This is a genomic window from Martinezella rhizogenes (genome assembly GCF_027460065.1).
Classification (GTDB): domain Bacteria; phylum Pseudomonadota; class Alphaproteobacteria; order Rhizobiales; family Rhizobiaceae; genus Agrobacterium; species Agrobacterium rhizogenes_C.
Window position 1 is genome coordinate 119,139 of sequence record NZ_JAPYZZ010000008.1, and the last position, 15,677, is coordinate 134,815.

Below are 15,677 nucleotides of genomic sequence, written 5' to 3' on the forward strand. Positions count from 1 at the left end.
TTTGGAGATTGCGGGCCTTATAAGTGCGATACGCCCGCCGTTCAACCCCGCAAGCGCTTTCTCTTCCGTGAACAATAGAAGGAACTGATTTATCCGCTTCTCGTTTTGCTCATGAACGCGGCACATGAGGGTATGGATTTCTCTCCGTCGCAGCAAAACAGACCGGAAGGAGAAAACATATGGTCAGCCTGACTGAAGCAAGAGAAGCCCCGGCCCGCCAGCTCTGGGACGAGATCAATTCCGTCCATGCCGGCATGCTCGGTTTGGAAGGCCTGCACAACCACATGCAGCCCATGGCGCCTCATGCTGACCCGAAAACCAACACCATCTGGTTTTTCTCCAAAAAAGACACCGATCTCGTAAAATCCCTGAAGTCAGGCTCGCGTGCGCATTTCTGCCTCGTTGGCAAGGACCATGATTATCACGCCTGCCTCTCCGGCATTCTGGAAGCGCGTGATGACAGGGCGAAGATCGACGAATACTGGAATTCAGTCACCGCCGCCTGGTACGAGCATGGCAAGAGCGACCCACAGCTGACGATGCTGGCGCTTCATGTCGATGATGCCGATATCTGGGCCTCAACGGACAGCACGCTGAAATTCGGCTGGGAAATCGCCAAGGCCAACATGTCCGAAGACAAGACGCCTGATGTCGGCGTCCGCCAGCACCTCACCTTCGCCTGATCGCCAGCTCCCCCGCCCTTCCTCACCTGCCGCCAGCTACATGCCTTTCGGCACCAGTATCTGCGGCTGGCGGGGAAGGTTTCTCATCGAGACCCGGATCACCGGATCCGTGGCATAAGCGATCTGGAAACTTTCGCCGAACATCGTCAGAAACTGTTCCAGCGGTGGACCGGTACGGTGCATCGGCAAGATCAGCGCGGATCGAAGGCGCTTCACCACCCGGCTCATGCTGTCAGCCCCCATGGTCAGGCCGCCATCCACCGGTACCATCAGCACGTCCAACCGGCCGATTTCGGCATAATGCGTGTCCGTCAGTTCATGATGCAGATGGCCGAGGTGACCGATGCACAGCCCGGCAACCTCGAAGATGAAGATGGAATTGCCGTTTTCCTGAAACGACTCATAGTCACCCCAGCGGTTGCGGATGTCGGTCGCGACATTGCGGATGTAGACGTCATCCACCAACACCTTGTGCTCGGCCTTTTCGCCGGGCGTATCACTCCAGCCATGCAGCACATATTGAATGGCCGGGTCCGGGCTGAGGGTGAAATGGGTGGAATGCGCCCGGTTCATCGTTACCACGGTCGGCGTGACGGGCGGACGGTAGACGCCGTTATAGTCGGTGGCGATCGTCACGCCATCAGGACTTTCGATGAGGTAGGTGGAATGGCCGATGAAGCTGATCTTCACCTCTTCCTTCTTCGCCGCCGCCTGCGCCAGCTGGACGCCTGGCGTATTCAAGCTCGCGAACATGACCCCAGGAATATTTCGGGCAATCGCCTGGCATTGGCTGACGGGAGGCCGGCTTGCCGTCTGGGAAAAGGCGGTTCCGGCGCAGGCGATCAGACCTGTCATTGCAAGCATTAGCACGCGCAGCATCATGCCACTCCCCTGAACTTGCGAAGGTTGAGAGGATGAGGCAGGTTTTGCGAGGCGTCCAGTTACAAGAAGGTCGGAAAGCTCAGACTCTCGTCATTGTGAACGCTCCCAGTAGACGTTCAGGCCCAGAAGGAGGGTAATGTTTCGGAAAGCCGCGGGCCGATGCGCAGCGGCGCGATCTTTTCGGCAAGTCCGGTGCGATCGGAGATTTCAACGCCAACGCCGCAGATCGTCGCCGGCCCGCTTGCGGCCTCGAAACGGCCCTTCGGCATTTTGGAAATGAAGCGGTTGATCGGCTCTTCCTTCTCCATGCCAAGCGAGCTGTCATAATCACCGCACATGCCGGCATCAGACATATAGGCTGTGCCACCATTCAATATCTGCGCGTCAGCCGTTGGAACATGGGTGTGGGTGCCGACGACGAAGCTCGCACGGCCATCGACGAAATGGCCGAAACACTGCTTTTCGCTAGTTGCCTCAGCATGGAAATCGAAGATGATGGCGTCTGCCTGTTCCTTCAACGGGCAGGCAGCCAGAATGCTCTCCGCCGACTTGAAGGGATCGTCCAGTTCCGGATGCATGAACACCCGGCCCATGATGTTGGCGACGAGGATACGCGCGCCATTGCGCGCATAAAACAACCCTGAACCCTTGCCCGGTGTGCCGTCAGGATAATTGGCCGGCCGCAGGAACTGGTCGTGGCGCTCGCAGAAAGAAACTGCTTCCTTCTGGTCCCAGACATGGTTGCCGGTGGTTACGACGTCGGCACCGGCATTGATGGTTTCAAGATAGATATCCTCGGTAATGCCGAAACCGCCGGCGGCATTTTCACCGTTGACGATGACGAAATCCAGCTTCAGATCGGAAATCAGCCCCGGCAATCGCTCCCAGACAGCCGTGCGTCCGGTCTTGCCAACCATATCTCCGAGAAAAAGAAGTCTCATTCACCGCCTCGTTTTGCGTATGTTCTTTGGATTGCGTCCCTCTAGCGGGTAATCCATGTTTTAAAAAGTGCTAAAGCGCCTTTTGCCCCGCATCGACCGTGGATAGCGGGGTGGAAAACCAGCGCAGCCCGCTTTCCGTCAGAATGGCGTGAAGCGGCACATCATGCGGCTCCGCCGGGACGGACGGCACTTCCTGACAATCAAAGGCGATGCCGATGAGAACAGGCTGACGGCCCTTGGCGTGCAATCTTGCAATGGCACGATCATAGTGCCCCGCGCCATAACCGACACGCTGACCCTGCCCATCGAATACGGAAAGGGGCACAAGCAGAATGTCCGGATCGAGAACCTTCGCATCCCCGCCCGGTCCGGTCGTGCCAAAACCTGTCTTCACCAGCGGCGTATCCGCTTCGAAGGCGCGAAAGACGATTGTTTCCCGGTCAAGCACCACGGGAAGGACGAGACGCCCGCCTCGTGCGCGCAACGCATCCATCAACGGCCGGGTATCAGCCTCGGAACGGATGGGCATGAAACCGGAAATGACGGTTTCGGGCGGAAAGGGAATGCCGGCGGCACCATGAACCGTCATCGACAGGCTCTTCTGCTGCCGCTCGGCTGGTGTCAACGCATCGCGCGCGGCGAGCCTTTCGACGCGCAACCTTGCCTTTTCCGCAGCATCGCCCTGCATCAGGCGGCCCGGCTCACAAGAACCTTGTCGATACGGTGACCATCGAGATCGATAACTTCGAAACGCCAGCCGTTGCGGGTGACATGTTCACCCAGCTCCGGCAGGCGGCGGAATTCATCGAGCACCAAACCGGCAACGGTCTCGAACTCGGCATCCTCATCGATCTGGAAGCCCATGCGATAGGCGAATTCATCGGCCGGCATCCAGCCGGCGACGAGGAACGAACCATCCTCGCGCTCGACCATGGCCGGTTCTTCGTCATTATCTTCCTGGAAGGCACCGGTAATCGCCTCCAGAACGTCGCCTGAACTGACGATACCTTCGAAATGGCCGTATTCGTCATAGACCAGCACCATGTGCACGGTGGAACGGCGCAGCGACTGGATGACATCCACCGCACTCGTCAGATCCGAGACGACAGGAACTTCGCGCAGAAGCTCACGCACATCCAGCTCCTTGCCTGAAGCCAGTGCATCGAAGGCATCCTTGGCGAAAAGCACGCCCAGAATTTCATCGGAAGCGCCGTTGCGCACCGGCAGGCGCGAACGCTGCGTCTGGCGAAGCTGCTCGCGGATTTCCTGGGCACTGTCTTCGATATCGACCACCTCGACATCGCGGCGCGGCGTCATCAGACCACGCGCATTGCGGTCGGCGAGGCGCATGACGCTGGTGATCATCGCCGATTCCTCGGTCTCGATCACGCCGGCGCTGTGAGCTTCGGCCAGAACCGTGCGGATTTCGTCGTCCGTCACCGAAGCGTTGGACTCACCGCTATGGCCGAGAATTGCCAGAACGACCTTGCCGGATTTATCCAGCAGCCACACCAGCGGCGCGCCGACCCGCGACAGCATCACCATGGTAGGTGCGACACGGGCGGCGATCTTTTCAGGGTCGCGCAGGGCAATCTGCTTCGGCACCAGCTCGCCGACGATCAACGACAGATAGGTGATGGCGACGACAACCGAGCCGACACCGATTGCATCCGCAGCACGATCGGGAACACCCTGCTCCAGAAGCCATCCGGTGAACCGGGCACCAAGCGTGGCACCGGAAAACGCACCGGACAGTACGCCAACCAGCGTGATGCCGATCTGAACCGTGGAAAGGAACCGTCCTGGATTTTCGGAAAGGCCGAGCGCCATGGTGGCGCCCCTGCTGCCTTGCGCGGCAAGCACCTTGAGCCTCGCCGGTCTGGAGGAGACAACGGCAAGCTCGGACATGGCAAGCACACCGTTCAATACGGTGAGCAGGACCACGATCATAATTTCAGTAAACAAGTTTAGCTCTTTGGGCTGTTGAACGGCACGTCGCGGTTTTGACCGCAGAACCCTCTAATATAAAAGGGCATGACAGACATACCAATCCGAATAATAGGCAATTGTTCCGCCATTGCAATGACGGCACTATAAAAAAGCCGTGCCCGGCAGTAGTGAAAAATAACTGTCGACGATAAAATAATCAGGTGAAGAACCGGGGTTGACCCGAAACTTCAAGCGCGATCCACGGCGACCGATGGAGATTTACGATCCTGGGTGCCTACAAAAGTAGGTGGGCACCGTGTGTCCAGCCCCACGGGACTGGCCAGGGACAGCTCCCTTTGGATCGAGTATGGCCCCAGGGATTGTGGTTCCTGTCGGGAAGCGCAGAACGCATCCCAGATATAGGACGAATTGGAGGAAACCGCCAGAGGGCGGATAGCGAATTTTACCGACGCGGAAAGTTCGCCCGATCAATGGGTCGCGGGTTTTGGCCGTGCGAGCAGTTTTTCGGTAATGCCGTTCAGCCGGTCGGCCAGATCGCCAATGGCAACCGCCACTATTTCATCCGATTTCGCCTTGTGCTCGGCCATGCCGTCGCGGTTGCGGGAAAGGGATGCGACCTCCCCTTCCAGCCTCTCGATCTTGCGGTTGAGTTCGGAAAGCTCGTCCATAACCATGATGCCGGCCATGACGGTCAGCCTCAGATCGCCGATTTCGCCGAACTGGCTCTTGAGATGCCCGACATAACGGTCGAAACGGGTTGCAAGATCGGTCAGGTGGTCTTCCTGCCCCGCCTCGCATGCCATGCGATAGGCCTTGCCATCGATCATAACAGTGACTTGCGCCATGAAACCGCTCCTATCGATCCAGCACCGCGCGGATCGTCTCCATGGCCGTTACCAGCCGGCGGGACACCTCGCGATTGACTTCTTCAAGACGGTTGGCGCGAAACTCGGCCTGATCAAGCTCATGTGCGAGCCTGGCGCGGTCGACATGGACCCGCTTGACCTCATTATCGATCTCGCCCGTCTCCCTTTGCCGCTCGATACGCATATCGATGGCATTTTCGAGATTTGTGATGGCAGCATTCAGCTCCGTCAGCGCAGATTGTACGGTCTTCTCAGCCGACATCGTTTTTTCCAACTCGCACGCTACCGGCCGAATCGTCCGGTTTCAGGCCTTCCCAACATCCAAGAGGTTATTACCCGATTTACCATCCCGTCAATCAAACCAGTGCATTGAGGCGTTTTGCTCTGTGGATGAACGAAGAAGCGCCGGGCCCCATCGCACGATTTTTGTCGAGACAGCCGATTTTCTAAACGATTTTTATCCTTGGGCGAACCGCAATTGCCCGTGGATTTATTGACTTGCCTGCCTCACCTGCTATGGATCAACCCGCTTTTTGGATAGTTGCGTAAAACTATCTCCTTTCACCCGGAACAGACGGAAAAGCCATGATTTCTCGCGACAAACACAACCGGATGGCCAATGCGATCCGCTTTCTTGCCATGGATGCAGTGGAGAAGGCCAATTCAGGCCATCCCGGACTGCCGATGGGCGCCGCCGATGTCGCCACCGTTCTCTTCACCCGTTACCTGAAATTCGATCCCAAGGCGCCGCTTTGGGCGGATCGTGACCGCTTCGTGCTGTCGGCGGGCCATGGTTCGATGCTTCTTTACTCGCTGCTCTATTTGACGGGCTACGAGGACATGACGATCGACGAGATCAAGCGCTTCCGTCAGTTCGGCTCCAAGACCGCCGGCCATCCCGAATACGGTCACGCCACCGGCATCGAAACCACCACCGGTCCGCTCGGCCAGGGCATTGCCAACGCCGTTGGCATGGCAATTGCCGAACGCAAGCTGGAAGAGGAGTTCGGCTCCGACCTGCAGAGCCACTTCACCTATGTGCTGTGCGGCGACGGCTGCCTCATGGAAGGCATCAGCCACGAAGCCATCGCGCTTGCCGGCCATCTGAAGCTCAACAAGCTCGTTCTGTTCTGGGACGACAACAACATCACCATCGACGGTGAAGTTGGCCTGTCCGACAGCACCGACCAGATCGCTCGCTTCCAGGCCGTGCACTGGAACACCATCCGTGTTGATGGCCATGATCCGGACGCGATTGCCGCCGCCATCGAGGCCGCGCAGAAATCTGACCGTCCGACCTTCATCGCGTGCAAGACCGTCATCGGTTTCGGCGCGCCCAACAAGCAGGGCACCCACAAGGTGCACGGCAACCCGCTCGGCGCCGAAGAAATCGCCGCTGCCCGCAAGAGCCTGAACTGGGAAGCCGAAGCCTTCGTCATTCCGGAAGATGTGCTCGATGCATGGCGTCTCGCCGGCCTGCGCTCCACCAAGACGCGTCAGGACTGGGAAGCCCGTCTCGAAGCCACCGAGACGACCAAGAAGGCCGAGTTCAAGCGCCGTTTCGCCGGTGACCTGACAGGCAACTTCGACAGCTCCATTGATGCCTTCAAGAAGAAGATCATCGAGAACAACCCAACCGTTGCGACCCGCAAGGCCTCGGAAGATTCGCTTGAAGTCATCAACGGCATCCTGCCGGAAATGATCGGTGGCTCTGCCGACCTGACGCCGTCCAACAACACCAAGACCAGCCAGATGAAGTCCATTACGCCGAGCGACTTCTCCGGCCGTTACCTGCATTACGGCATCCGCGAGCACGGCATGGCTGCGGCCATGAACGGTATCGCGCTGCATGGCGGCCTCATCCCCTATGCCGGCGGCTTCCTGATCTTCTCGGACTATTGCCGTCCGTCGATCCGCCTTGCCGCATTGATGGGCATCCGTGTCGTCCACGTTCTGACGCATGATTCCATCGGTGTCGGCGAAGATGGTCCGACTCACCAGCCGGTCGAGCAGATCGCCGCCCTTCGCGCCATTCCGAACCTGCTCGTCTTCCGCCCGGCGGATGAAACCGAGACGGCGGAATGCTGGCAGCTGGCTCTTGAGCAAAAGCACCGCCCCTCGGCGCTGGCGCTGACCCGCCAGAACCTGACGCCTTCGCGCAAGGAATATGAAGAGAAGAATCTCTCCGCTTACGGCGCTTACGAACTCGTCTCCGCCAGCGACGCCAAGGTTTCGATCTTCGCTTCCGGTTCGGAAGTGGAAGTGGCGCTGAAGGCCGCCGCAACGCTGAAGGACAAGGGCGTTTCCGCCCGCGTCGTCTCCGTTCCCTGCTTCGAGCTCTTCAAGGAACAGCCGGAAACCTACCGCAACGCCATTATCGGCAAGGCTCCGGTCAAGATCGCGGTGGAAGCCGCCATTCGCCAGGGCTGGGATTACTTCATCGGTAATGACGGCGCTTTCGTCGGCATGCACTCCTTTGGAGCCTCTGCGCCGGCGAAGGATCTCTTCAAGCACTTCGGTATCACGGCGGAAGCCGTCGTCGCAGCAGCCGAGGCAAAACTTGCGTGAGGGCTTTCCAGGCCCTCACCATTCAGCAAAGACCACGCCCATTCTTGTTCGGGAGACTGTAAATGACTGTAAAAGTTGCCATTAACGGCTTCGGCCGCATCGGCCGCAATGTTCTGCGCGCCATCGTCGAATCCGGCCGCACCGATATCGAAGTCGTTGCCATCAACGACCTCGGCCCGGTTGAAACCAACGCCCACCTGCTGCGCTACGATTCGATCCATGGCAAGTTCCCTGCCGAGGTAAAGGTCGAAGGCGACACGATCATCGTTGGCGGCGGCAAGCCGATCAAGGTCACGGCCGTTCGCGATCCGGCAACCCTGCCGCACAAGGAACTGGGCGTCGATATCGCTCTTGAGTGCACCGGCATCTTCACCGCCCGCGACAAGGCGGCGGCCCACCTGACGGCTGGCGCCAAGCGCGTCATCGTGTCCGCTCCCGCTGATGGCGCAGACCTGACCGTCGTCTTCGGCGTCAACGACGACCAGCTGACGAAGGACCATCTGGTCATTTCCAACGCTTCCTGCACCACCAACTGCCTCGTGCCGGTCGTGAAGGTTCTCGATGACGTCGTTGGCATCGATCATGGCTTCATGACCACGATCCACTCCTATACGGGCGACCAGCCGACGCTGGACACCATGCACAAGGATCTGTACCGCGCCCGCGCCGCGGCCCTCTCCATGATCCCGACATCGACGGGCGCTGCCAAGGCCGTTGGCCTCGTTCTGCCGCACCTCAAGGGTAAGCTGGACGGCACGTCGATCCGCGTTCCGACCCCGAACGTTTCGGTTGTCGACTTCAAGTTCATCGCCAAGCGCGCGACCACGGTTGCGGAAATCAACGAAGCGATCAAGTCGGCTGCCGACGGCAAGCTGAAGGGCATCCTCGGCTACACCGACGAGCCGCTGGTTTCCCGCGACTTCAACCACGACAGCCATTCGTCGATCTTTGCCAACGACCAGACCAAGGTCATGGAAGGCAATTTCGTGCGCGTTCTGTCCTGGTACGACAACGAATGGGGCTTCTCCAACCGCATGTCGGACACGGCCGTCGCATTCGCGAAGACCATCTAACGAAAACACATCGATTGATGCAGGTCCGGCGGGAGCAATCCCGCCGGATTTTTTATTCTCGATTTTCCTCACCTCTGCCGCCAAGTTTTTAATTTCCTGCCTTTGTCTGGTCCATTTTGAAACGGACAAGAAGAACAGGGATAACGGTCGTGCGCAATGCACTTCGGCCCTGCCGTATCTTTCGATACACCCCGCCTTGCGCCGCCTTTCAACGCCACCCGGACAGCGCTGACAGACCGCAACCCGTGGCGAATTGACTGCGGACGTGCAGAGCATTCATTGCGGCGGCCAGCGCGGTGTGAAGAGGCGGTGGACGTGGAATCATTTTATCTTCTGTTGCTGGTCGCAACTGTTCTGGTTCTCGTCGCGGCCTTTTCCAGCCTCATCGCCTTCCGCTTCGGCGCGCCGCTGCTGTTGCTCTTCCTTGTTATCGGCCTTGCGGCGGGTGTGGATGGCCTCGGCATCGAATTCACCAATAATCCGCTCGCCTATATGCTCGGCTCGCTCATACTCGCCGTCATCCTTTTCGATTCCGGCTTCGGCACGTCCCTGCAATCCTTCCGGCTTTCTGCGGCACCCGCCGTCGCGCTCGCCACCGTCGGCGTCATCCTCACATCCGTGTTCTTCGCAGGCGCAGCCGCCCTGCTGCTCGGGCTTTCCTGGCTGGAGGGGCTGCTACTCGGCGTCATCGTCGCCTCCACGGATGCGGCGGCGGTGTTCTTCCTGCTGCGCATCGGCGGCATCCATATCCGTGATCAGGTGCGCTCGACGCTGGAGGTGGAATCCGGCACCAACGATCCGATGGCCATATTTCTCACCGTTGCGCTGGTCGAGATCATCGCCAAGGGTCAGGGCCTCGCCGGCATCGACAGTGGCTTCCTGCTGCTCTTCATCGAGGAAATGGGCCTCGGCCTGATTTTCGGCCTGCTCGGTGGTCTCATGATCGCCACCGTCGTCAATCGCTTCGCCGCCGACCGTGGGCTTGCACCGATCTTCGTGCTGGCGCTGGCGCTGCTCGTTTTCTCCTTCACCGGTGCGATCGGCGGCAGCGGATTTCTCGCGGTCTATGTGGCCGGCATCGTTGCCGGCAACCGCAGGATCTTCGCCAAGGAAACCATCCACCGTTTCCATGAGGGGCTGACATGGCTTGCCCAGATCATCATGTTCTTGATGCTCGGCCTGCTCGCAACGCCGTCGCAATTTCCGGCAATTGCGATTCCCGCCGTGCTGCTCGCACTTTTCCTGATCTTCGTTGCCCGCCCGCTCGCGGTGTGGCTGAGCCTGATGCCGTTCAACTATACCCAGCAGGAAACCTCCTTTGTAGCCTGGGTCGGCCTGCGCGGTGCCGTTTCCATCCTGCTCGCCATCATGCCCATTCTCGGCGGGCTGGACGATGCGCAGATCTATTTCAACGCCGCCTTCATCATCGTTCTTGTATCGCTTCTCGTGCAGGGCTGGACCATCAAGCCGGTGGCGACGAGGCTCGGGCTGATCGTTCCGCCGCGCATGGGCGAGGTGGACAAGCTGGAAGTTGATCTTCCCGGCACCGCCAATCACGAGCTGATTTCCTACCGGGTCGCAAAAGGCAGCGCCATCATGCAGGGCGAGCGCATTCCCCGTTGGGCCATGCCGTCGCTGGTAGTGCGCGACGGCAAGTCGATCCGTTATCAATATGCCGGGCGCCTGCGTGAAAACGATCTCGTCTATCTGTTTATCGCACCCAGCTATATCAGGTTGATCGACCGATTATTTGCAAGCGCGCTACCGGTCGCGGATGACGACGCCGATTTCTTCGGCACCTTCGCAATCTCGCCCACCCGTCCTGCAGCGGAACTCGACGCTGCCTACGGTCCCGGCATCATTTCGCCGGCTGAAAACGCCATGAGCATCGCGGAACTCATTGAAACGCGTCTTTCAGGCAAGGCGGATTATGCCGATCGGGTGCGTCTCGGCTCCATCGTTCTCATCGTTCGGGCGCTGGACGAACATGAGACAATCACAGGCGTCGGCATCTCGCTCGAGCCTGTCGAACCGACCATCAGCCTGCCGATCTTCATCAGCTTTTCGGAAATCCTCCGCCGGGCGCGCACGCATCTGGCACAACGGCGTCAGTTGCGTTCCGCCGATGCCGATGAGAGCGTTTCCGCACCTGCGAAGACGGTGACAGAAAATGAGGCCTGACCCGCTTGCGTCGTCAATCAGGCATAGTATGGTCCCTCCCGAACTCGCAACAAATCAGGATCGACCCATGCCCGCTTTCAAGACCATCGACGACCTTAACGACATTGCCGGAAAGCGCGTTCTCGTCCGCGTTGATCTCAACGTGCCGGTCGCGGATGGCAAGGTGACGGACGCAACCCGTATCGAACGCGTTGCGCCGACCATTCTGGAACTCTCCGCAAAAGGCGCAAAAGTCATTCTGCTTGCCCATTTCGGCCGCCCGAAGGGTGAACCCGTTGCTGAGATGTCGCTTTCTCAGATCGTCCCCGCCGTCGAGGACGTGCTGGATCACGCCATTTCCTTCGCAACCGACTGCATCGGTGCGCCAGCGACTGATGCGGTTGCGAAGATGAATGATGGCGATATCCTGCTGCTGGAAAACACCCGCTTCCACAAGGGTGAGGAAAAGAACGATCCTGCCTTCGTCGAAGCCCTGGCAGCCAATGGCGATATCTATGTAAACGACGCCTTCTCCGCCGCACACCGTGCCCACGCCTCCACTGAGGGTCTGGCGCGGCATCTGCCCGCTTATGCCGGCCGCACCATGCAGGCCGAGTTAGAGGCGCTGGAAAAGGGTCTCGGCCAGCCCGTTCGCCCGGTGGTTGCCATCGTCGGCGGCGCCAAGGTTTCGAGCAAGATCGATCTCTTGATGAACCTCGTCAAGAAGGTCGATGCCCTCGTCATCGGCGGCGGCATGGCCAACACCTTCCTCGCCGCCCGCGGCACGAATGTCGGCAAGTCGCTCTGCGAGCACGATCTGGCAGAGACCGCAAAGCAGATCATGATCGAGGCGGCGACATCCGGTTGTGCCATCGTCCTGCCGGAAGACGGCGTCGTCGCCCGCGAATTCAAGGCAGGCGCGGCCAATGAAATTGTCGATATCAACGCCATTCCCGCCGATGCCATGGTTCTCGATGTCGGTCCGAAATCGGTCGAAAGCATCAAGGCGTGGATTTCACGGGCGGAAACGCTGGTCTGGAACGGCCCGCTCGGCGCGTTCGAAATCGAACCCTTCGATGCGGCAACCGTGGCTGCGGCAAAACACGCCGCCGAATGCACCAAGGCCGGCAAGCTCGTTTCCGTCGCCGGTGGCGGCGACACGGTGGCGGCACTCAACCACGCCGGTGTTTCGGACGATTTCACCTACATCTCAACGGCGGGCGGTGCCTTCCTCGAATGGATGGAAGGCAAGGAATTGCCGGGCGTTGCCATCCTGACCGCTGCCAAGTAAACTCATTTCACTTGCCTGACACAAGGCCGGACAAGCCCTGCTTGTCCGGCCTTGTTTTTTGGTAAGTGGCACCGGGAGGAAAAGTTTCAAACGATTGAAATCATTTCAATCGTTTCAATGAGTTAGCGTGCCATTTCCCTGCCCTGGAACTTCTGTTATCGGAAATTTATTGTGCCTTGGGAGAATAGCAAATGACCGAACGTCTCGAAGACATCGCCATCAAAATGGTTGCCGACGGCAAGGGCCTGCTCGCAGCCGACGAATCCACAGGAACGATCAAGAAGCGTTTCGACAGCATCAATCTCGAGTCCACCGAGACCGCTCGTCGCGACTATCGCGAAATGCTGTTCCGCTCCGACGACGCCATGAAGAAGTACATCTCCGGCGTCATCCTTTACGAAGAGACCCTGTTCCAGAAGGCGGCCGATGGCACGCCTTTCGTTGACATCATCAACGCGGCCGGCAGCCTGCCGGGCATCAAGGTGGATATCGGCGCCAAGCCGATGGCCTTCCACCCGAGTGAATTCATCACCGAAGGCCTAGACGGCCTTTACGAGCGCCTTCGCAAGTACCACGAGGCCGGCGCCCGCTTTGCCAAGTGGCGCGGTGTCATCACCATCGGTGAACAGCGTCCGAGCTGGGGTTCGATCAAGGCAAACTCCCAGTCGCTTGCCCGTTACGCAGCTCTCTGCCAGCAGGCGGATATCGTGCCGATCGTTGAGCCTGAAGTGCTGATGGACGGCGAGCCGGGCACGCATGACATCGACCGCTGTGCCGAAGTCACGCAATGGGTTCTCCAGACCGTGTTTGCGGATCTGTTCGATGCCCGCGTGAACCTCGAAGGCATGATCCTCAAGCCGAACATGATCATCGACGGCAAGAACGCTCGCAAGGCGTCCGTTGAAGAAGTGGCGGAAAAGACCGTCAAGGTTCTGAAAGCGACCGTACCGACTGCCGTTCCGGGCATTGCCTTCCTTTCCGGCGGCCAGTCCTCCGAAGAGGCGACGGCGCATCTCTCCGCCATGAATGCCGGTTACGACTTGCCCTGGTCGCTGACTTATTCCTACGGCCGCGCCCTTCAGGATACGGCTCTCAAGACCTGGGGCGGCAAATCGGAAAATGTCGCCGCCGGCCAGCGCGCCTTCACGCACCGCGCCGCCATGAACAGCCTTGCCGCCAAGGGCAACTGGAAGCAGGAACTCGAAAAGGCAGCCTGAGCCATCGCTCGCAGGCAAATTGCGCAACTGAAGCCGCCCCGATGGGCGGCTTTTTCTTTACGGCCGCAGAAGCAGCGTCGCCGACCAGATGACAAAGGCGGCAACCGCAATCTTCCAGCAATCGCCTCTTTTCTTGAGGCCCGGCAGGCCCAAAGGTCGGATGATCTGGACCACCATGGCCAGCAGTAAAAAAAGGCCGATCGCCTTTGTCATTTATTGAGCCTTTTCTTTATTTCTGCATCGTCACAGGCTGGACATTTTTACCGTTCACCAGAAGAGTGCAACTCATTCGGGTAACCCCGTTCATTGGCCTGTCCGACCGTCCGTCCGAACGCATGAGAGTGTCTTCATGAGCAGAAATCTTCTACCCGTATTCGCTCTTTTATCCAGCACTCTGTTTCTTTTTCTCGGCAACGGCCTTCAGGGCCTCATCCTGCCGATGCGCGGCTCGGCGGAAGGTTACTCCAACGAGATTCTGGGCTTCCTGGGTACCTCCTGGGCGGCAGGCTTTGTCATCGGCTGCTTCGTCGCCCCCGCCATCGTGCGCCGAGCGGGGCATGTGCGGGCATTTGGCTCCTTCGTCGCGCTGGTCTGCCTGACGGTGCTGATGACCGGCCTCGTTGTCGATGACGTCTGGTGGATCACGCTGCGCGCACTCACCGGCTTCTGCACGGCCGGCACATCCATGATCATTGAAAGCTGGCTGAACGAACGCGCGACCAATGAGAGCCGCGGCATGATCTTTTCCCTCTACATCGCCATCACGCTGCTTGGCGTCGTGGCGGGGCAGATGATCGTGCCTATGGGCGATGTCAGCAATACCTCACTGTTCATGATCTGCGGCATCATCTATTGCATCGCCATTCTGCCGGCCACGCTTTCCAAGGCTGCCAGTCCGCAACCCTTGCAGAAGGTCAAGCTGGATCTACCCGCTCTGTATCGGAACTCGCCGGTCTCCTTCTTCGGCATCCTGATGATCGGCATCGCCAACGGCGCTTACGGCACGCTCGGCGCCGTCTTTGGCGCAAGGGCGGGGCTCGACCCGACCATGATCGCCATTATGGTTTCCGTCACGATCTTCGTTGGCGCGCTTGCGCAATTTCCGGCCGGTCGCCTTTCGGACCGGATAGACCGCCGTTATGTGCTGGCCGGACTGGCGGGGTTAGGCGCGGTCGCGGGCCTCGCCGTTGCAGTTGTGCAGCCGCACAATGTCTATGTGCTCATCCCCATGATCGCCATTTACGGCGCCGCCGCCAACGCGCTTTATCCCATCGCCGTGGCCCATGCCAACGACTTTGCCGCATCGGAAGACTTCGTCAAGGTATCCGGCGGGTTGCTGCTGCTTTACGGCATCGGCACCATCATCGGCCCGACGCTTGGCGGCGCGGTGATGACCTATTCCGGTCCCTATGCGCTCTTCTTCGTGACGGCCGTCGCCCATGTGCTGATAACGGCCTATGCCATCGTCAGAAGCCGCCAACGTGCCGCCCTTTCGACCGCGGAAAAGGACAATTTCTCGACGATGATGCCAACGACGCCCTCGCCGCTGGTCACGCCGGAGAGTATTGCGCTTGATCCCCGCGCGCCGCAATATCCAGGCGACGACGGCGACTATGTGGAAAAAGGAGCAGGCATATGAGCCTCTTTGATGATGATCGTCCGCAGAAACCCCGCGGACATGAAATCGGCAGCGATCTTAGCCTTCTTTCGGTGGACGAGTTGAGCGATCGAATCGAACTTTTGCAGGCGGAAATTGCCAGGCTTGAGGACGAGAAAAAAAGGAAGTCCGCGGGCAGGCAGGCAGCGGAGAACCTGTTTCGCTCCTGAAGGGTGACCTTAAAAAACCTGCAGCAAGCCCCACAAGCGACAGACTTCGGGGAAAAAAGGCTAACCAGATTAAAGATTCTGGCGCAGTCTTTCGTTTACCATTAACCAAAAATTAAGCTTTCTGAGAGATTACTATACATGTCCAGTTCTTCTGGACCTCAGGCATCTTCTCCATACGGCGAATTGGTCTGATTTTTCTCCCTGTTTTACCTTGAGAGC

The 15,677-nt window shown here is 59.0% G+C and carries 15 protein-coding genes and 1 other RNA gene; 8 read left to right on the forward strand and 8 right to left on the reverse strand.

Annotation, left to right across the window (positions count from 1 at the left end; all coding sequences use genetic code 11):
* Positions 1-179 precede the first annotated feature (179 nt).
* Entirely contained in the window at positions 180-683 is a 504-nt protein-coding gene (locus O8B93_RS15005; protein ID WP_269710741.1) for a pyridoxamine 5'-phosphate oxidase family protein, read from the forward strand.
* 36 nt (positions 684-719) lie between these two features.
* On the opposite strand, the gene O8B93_RS15010 is transcribed toward O8B93_RS15005, so the two are convergent.
* The 7 genes from O8B93_RS15010 to O8B93_RS15040 form a co-directional block, all read right to left on the reverse strand.
* Positions 720-1,565, reverse strand: coding sequence for an MBL fold metallo-hydrolase (locus O8B93_RS15010; RefSeq protein ID WP_269710742.1), 846 nt, complete (start codon positions 1,563-1,565; stop codon positions 720-722).
* Between the two features lie 116 nt (positions 1,566-1,681).
* Positions 1,682-2,506: a TIGR00282 family metallophosphoesterase gene (locus O8B93_RS15015; protein ID WP_269710743.1), complete on the reverse strand. Its 825-nt coding sequence runs from the start codon at positions 2,504-2,506 to the stop codon at positions 1,682-1,684.
* 70 nt (positions 2,507-2,576) lie between these two features.
* Positions 2,577-3,194: a 5-formyltetrahydrofolate cyclo-ligase gene (locus tag O8B93_RS15020; protein ID WP_269710744.1), complete on the reverse strand. Its 618-nt coding sequence runs from the start codon at positions 3,192-3,194 to the stop codon at positions 2,577-2,579.
* A complete protein-coding gene (locus O8B93_RS15025; protein WP_173989277.1) occupies positions 3,194-4,456 on the reverse strand; it encodes a hemolysin family protein in 1,263 nt (420 codons plus the stop codon). The genes O8B93_RS15020 and O8B93_RS15025 overlap by 1 nt, the downstream gene beginning before the upstream one ends.
* A 231-nt stretch (positions 4,457-4,687) precedes the next feature.
* Positions 4,688-4,846: non-coding RNA, 6S RNA (gene ssrS, locus O8B93_RS15030), on the reverse strand.
* A gap of 77 nt (positions 4,847-4,923) precedes the next feature.
* Entirely contained in the window at positions 4,924-5,301 is a 378-nt protein-coding gene (locus O8B93_RS15035) for a cell division protein ZapA (RefSeq protein ID WP_269710745.1), read from the reverse strand.
* A gap of 10 nt (positions 5,302-5,311) precedes the next feature.
* Positions 5,312-5,584, reverse strand: a complete 273-nt coding sequence (locus O8B93_RS15040) for a DUF4164 domain-containing protein (RefSeq protein ID WP_003506205.1) — start codon at positions 5,582-5,584, stop codon at positions 5,312-5,314.
* Positions 5,585-5,907: 323 nt separating this feature from the next.
* On the opposite strand from O8B93_RS15040, the gene tkt reads away from it, so the two are divergent.
* The 5 genes from tkt (at position 5,908) to O8B93_RS15065 (ending at position 13,631) form a co-directional block, all read left to right on the forward strand.
* On the forward strand, positions 5,908-7,890 hold the full coding sequence (tkt, locus tag O8B93_RS15045) for a transketolase (protein ID WP_269710746.1): 1,983 nt from the start codon (positions 5,908-5,910) through the stop codon (positions 7,888-7,890).
* 62 nt (positions 7,891-7,952) lie between these two features.
* Entirely contained in the window at positions 7,953-8,963 is a 1,011-nt protein-coding gene (gene gap, locus O8B93_RS15050; RefSeq protein WP_269710747.1) for a type I glyceraldehyde-3-phosphate dehydrogenase, read from the forward strand.
* 315 nt (positions 8,964-9,278) lie between these two features.
* Positions 9,279-11,144, forward strand: a complete 1,866-nt coding sequence (locus O8B93_RS15055; RefSeq protein ID WP_269710748.1) for a potassium/proton antiporter — start codon at positions 9,279-9,281, stop codon at positions 11,142-11,144.
* Positions 11,145-11,211: 67 nt separating this feature from the next.
* Positions 11,212-12,414 (forward strand): phosphoglycerate kinase, encoded by a 1,203-nt coding sequence (locus O8B93_RS15060; protein ID WP_269710749.1) that lies wholly within the window; start codon positions 11,212-11,214, stop codon positions 12,412-12,414.
* A 191-nt stretch (positions 12,415-12,605) separates the two neighbouring features.
* Complete coding sequence (locus O8B93_RS15065) at positions 12,606-13,631, forward strand: class I fructose-bisphosphate aldolase (protein ID WP_269710750.1); 1,026 nt, start codon at positions 12,606-12,608, stop codon at positions 13,629-13,631.
* Positions 13,632-13,688: 57 nt separating this feature from the next.
* On the opposite strand, the gene O8B93_RS15070 is transcribed toward O8B93_RS15065, so the two are convergent.
* Positions 13,689-13,844 (reverse strand): hypothetical protein, encoded by a 156-nt coding sequence (locus O8B93_RS15070; protein WP_003497629.1) that lies wholly within the window; start codon positions 13,842-13,844, stop codon positions 13,689-13,691.
* A 136-nt stretch (positions 13,845-13,980) separates the two neighbouring features.
* Between O8B93_RS15070 and O8B93_RS15075 the strand changes: the two genes are divergently transcribed.
* The gene (locus O8B93_RS15075; protein WP_269710751.1) at positions 13,981-15,270 is read left to right on the forward strand and encodes an MFS transporter; all 1,290 of its coding nucleotides are present in this window, start codon (positions 13,981-13,983) and stop codon (positions 15,268-15,270) included.
* Complete coding sequence (locus tag O8B93_RS15080; protein ID WP_006314721.1) at positions 15,267-15,458, forward strand: DUF1192 domain-containing protein; 192 nt, start codon at positions 15,267-15,269, stop codon at positions 15,456-15,458. The genes O8B93_RS15075 and O8B93_RS15080 overlap by 4 nt, the downstream gene beginning before the upstream one ends.
* Positions 15,459-15,677 lie beyond the last annotated feature (219 nt).

Bases quoted from the DNA above. Each gene is read 5' to 3' on its own strand.
- O8B93_RS15005 (WP_269710741.1), top strand. From the start codon at position 180: ATGGTCAGCCTGACTGAAGCAAGAGAAGCCCCGGCCCGCCAGCTCTGG.
- O8B93_RS15010 (WP_269710742.1), bottom strand. From the start codon at position 1,565: ATGATGCTGCGCGTGCTAATGCTTGCAATGACAGGTCTGATCGCCTGC.
- O8B93_RS15015 (WP_269710743.1), bottom strand. From the start codon at position 2,506: ATGAGACTTCTTTTTCTCGGAGATATGGTTGGCAAGACCGGACGCACG.
- O8B93_RS15020 (WP_269710744.1), bottom strand. From the start codon at position 3,194: ATGCAGGGCGATGCTGCGGAAAAGGCAAGGTTGCGCGTCGAAAGGCTC.
- O8B93_RS15025 (WP_173989277.1), bottom strand. From the start codon at position 4,456: ATGATCGTGGTCCTGCTCACCGTATTGAACGGTGTGCTTGCCATGTCC.
- O8B93_RS15035 (WP_269710745.1), bottom strand. From the start codon at position 5,301: ATGGCGCAAGTCACTGTTATGATCGATGGCAAGGCCTATCGCATGGCA.
- O8B93_RS15040 (WP_003506205.1), bottom strand. From the start codon at position 5,584: ATGTCGGCTGAGAAGACCGTACAATCTGCGCTGACGGAGCTGAATGCT.
- tkt (WP_269710746.1), top strand. From the start codon at position 5,908: ATGATTTCTCGCGACAAACACAACCGGATGGCCAATGCGATCCGCTTT.
- gap (WP_269710747.1), top strand. From the start codon at position 7,953: ATGACTGTAAAAGTTGCCATTAACGGCTTCGGCCGCATCGGCCGCAAT.
- O8B93_RS15060 (WP_269710749.1), top strand. From the start codon at position 11,212: ATGCCCGCTTTCAAGACCATCGACGACCTTAACGACATTGCCGGAAAG.
- O8B93_RS15065 (WP_269710750.1), top strand. From the start codon at position 12,606: ATGACCGAACGTCTCGAAGACATCGCCATCAAAATGGTTGCCGACGGC.
- O8B93_RS15070 (WP_003497629.1), bottom strand. From the start codon at position 13,844: ATGACAAAGGCGATCGGCCTTTTTTTACTGCTGGCCATGGTGGTCCAG.
- O8B93_RS15075 (WP_269710751.1), top strand. From the start codon at position 13,981: ATGAGCAGAAATCTTCTACCCGTATTCGCTCTTTTATCCAGCACTCTG.
- O8B93_RS15080 (WP_006314721.1), top strand. From the start codon at position 15,267: ATGAGCCTCTTTGATGATGATCGTCCGCAGAAACCCCGCGGACATGAA.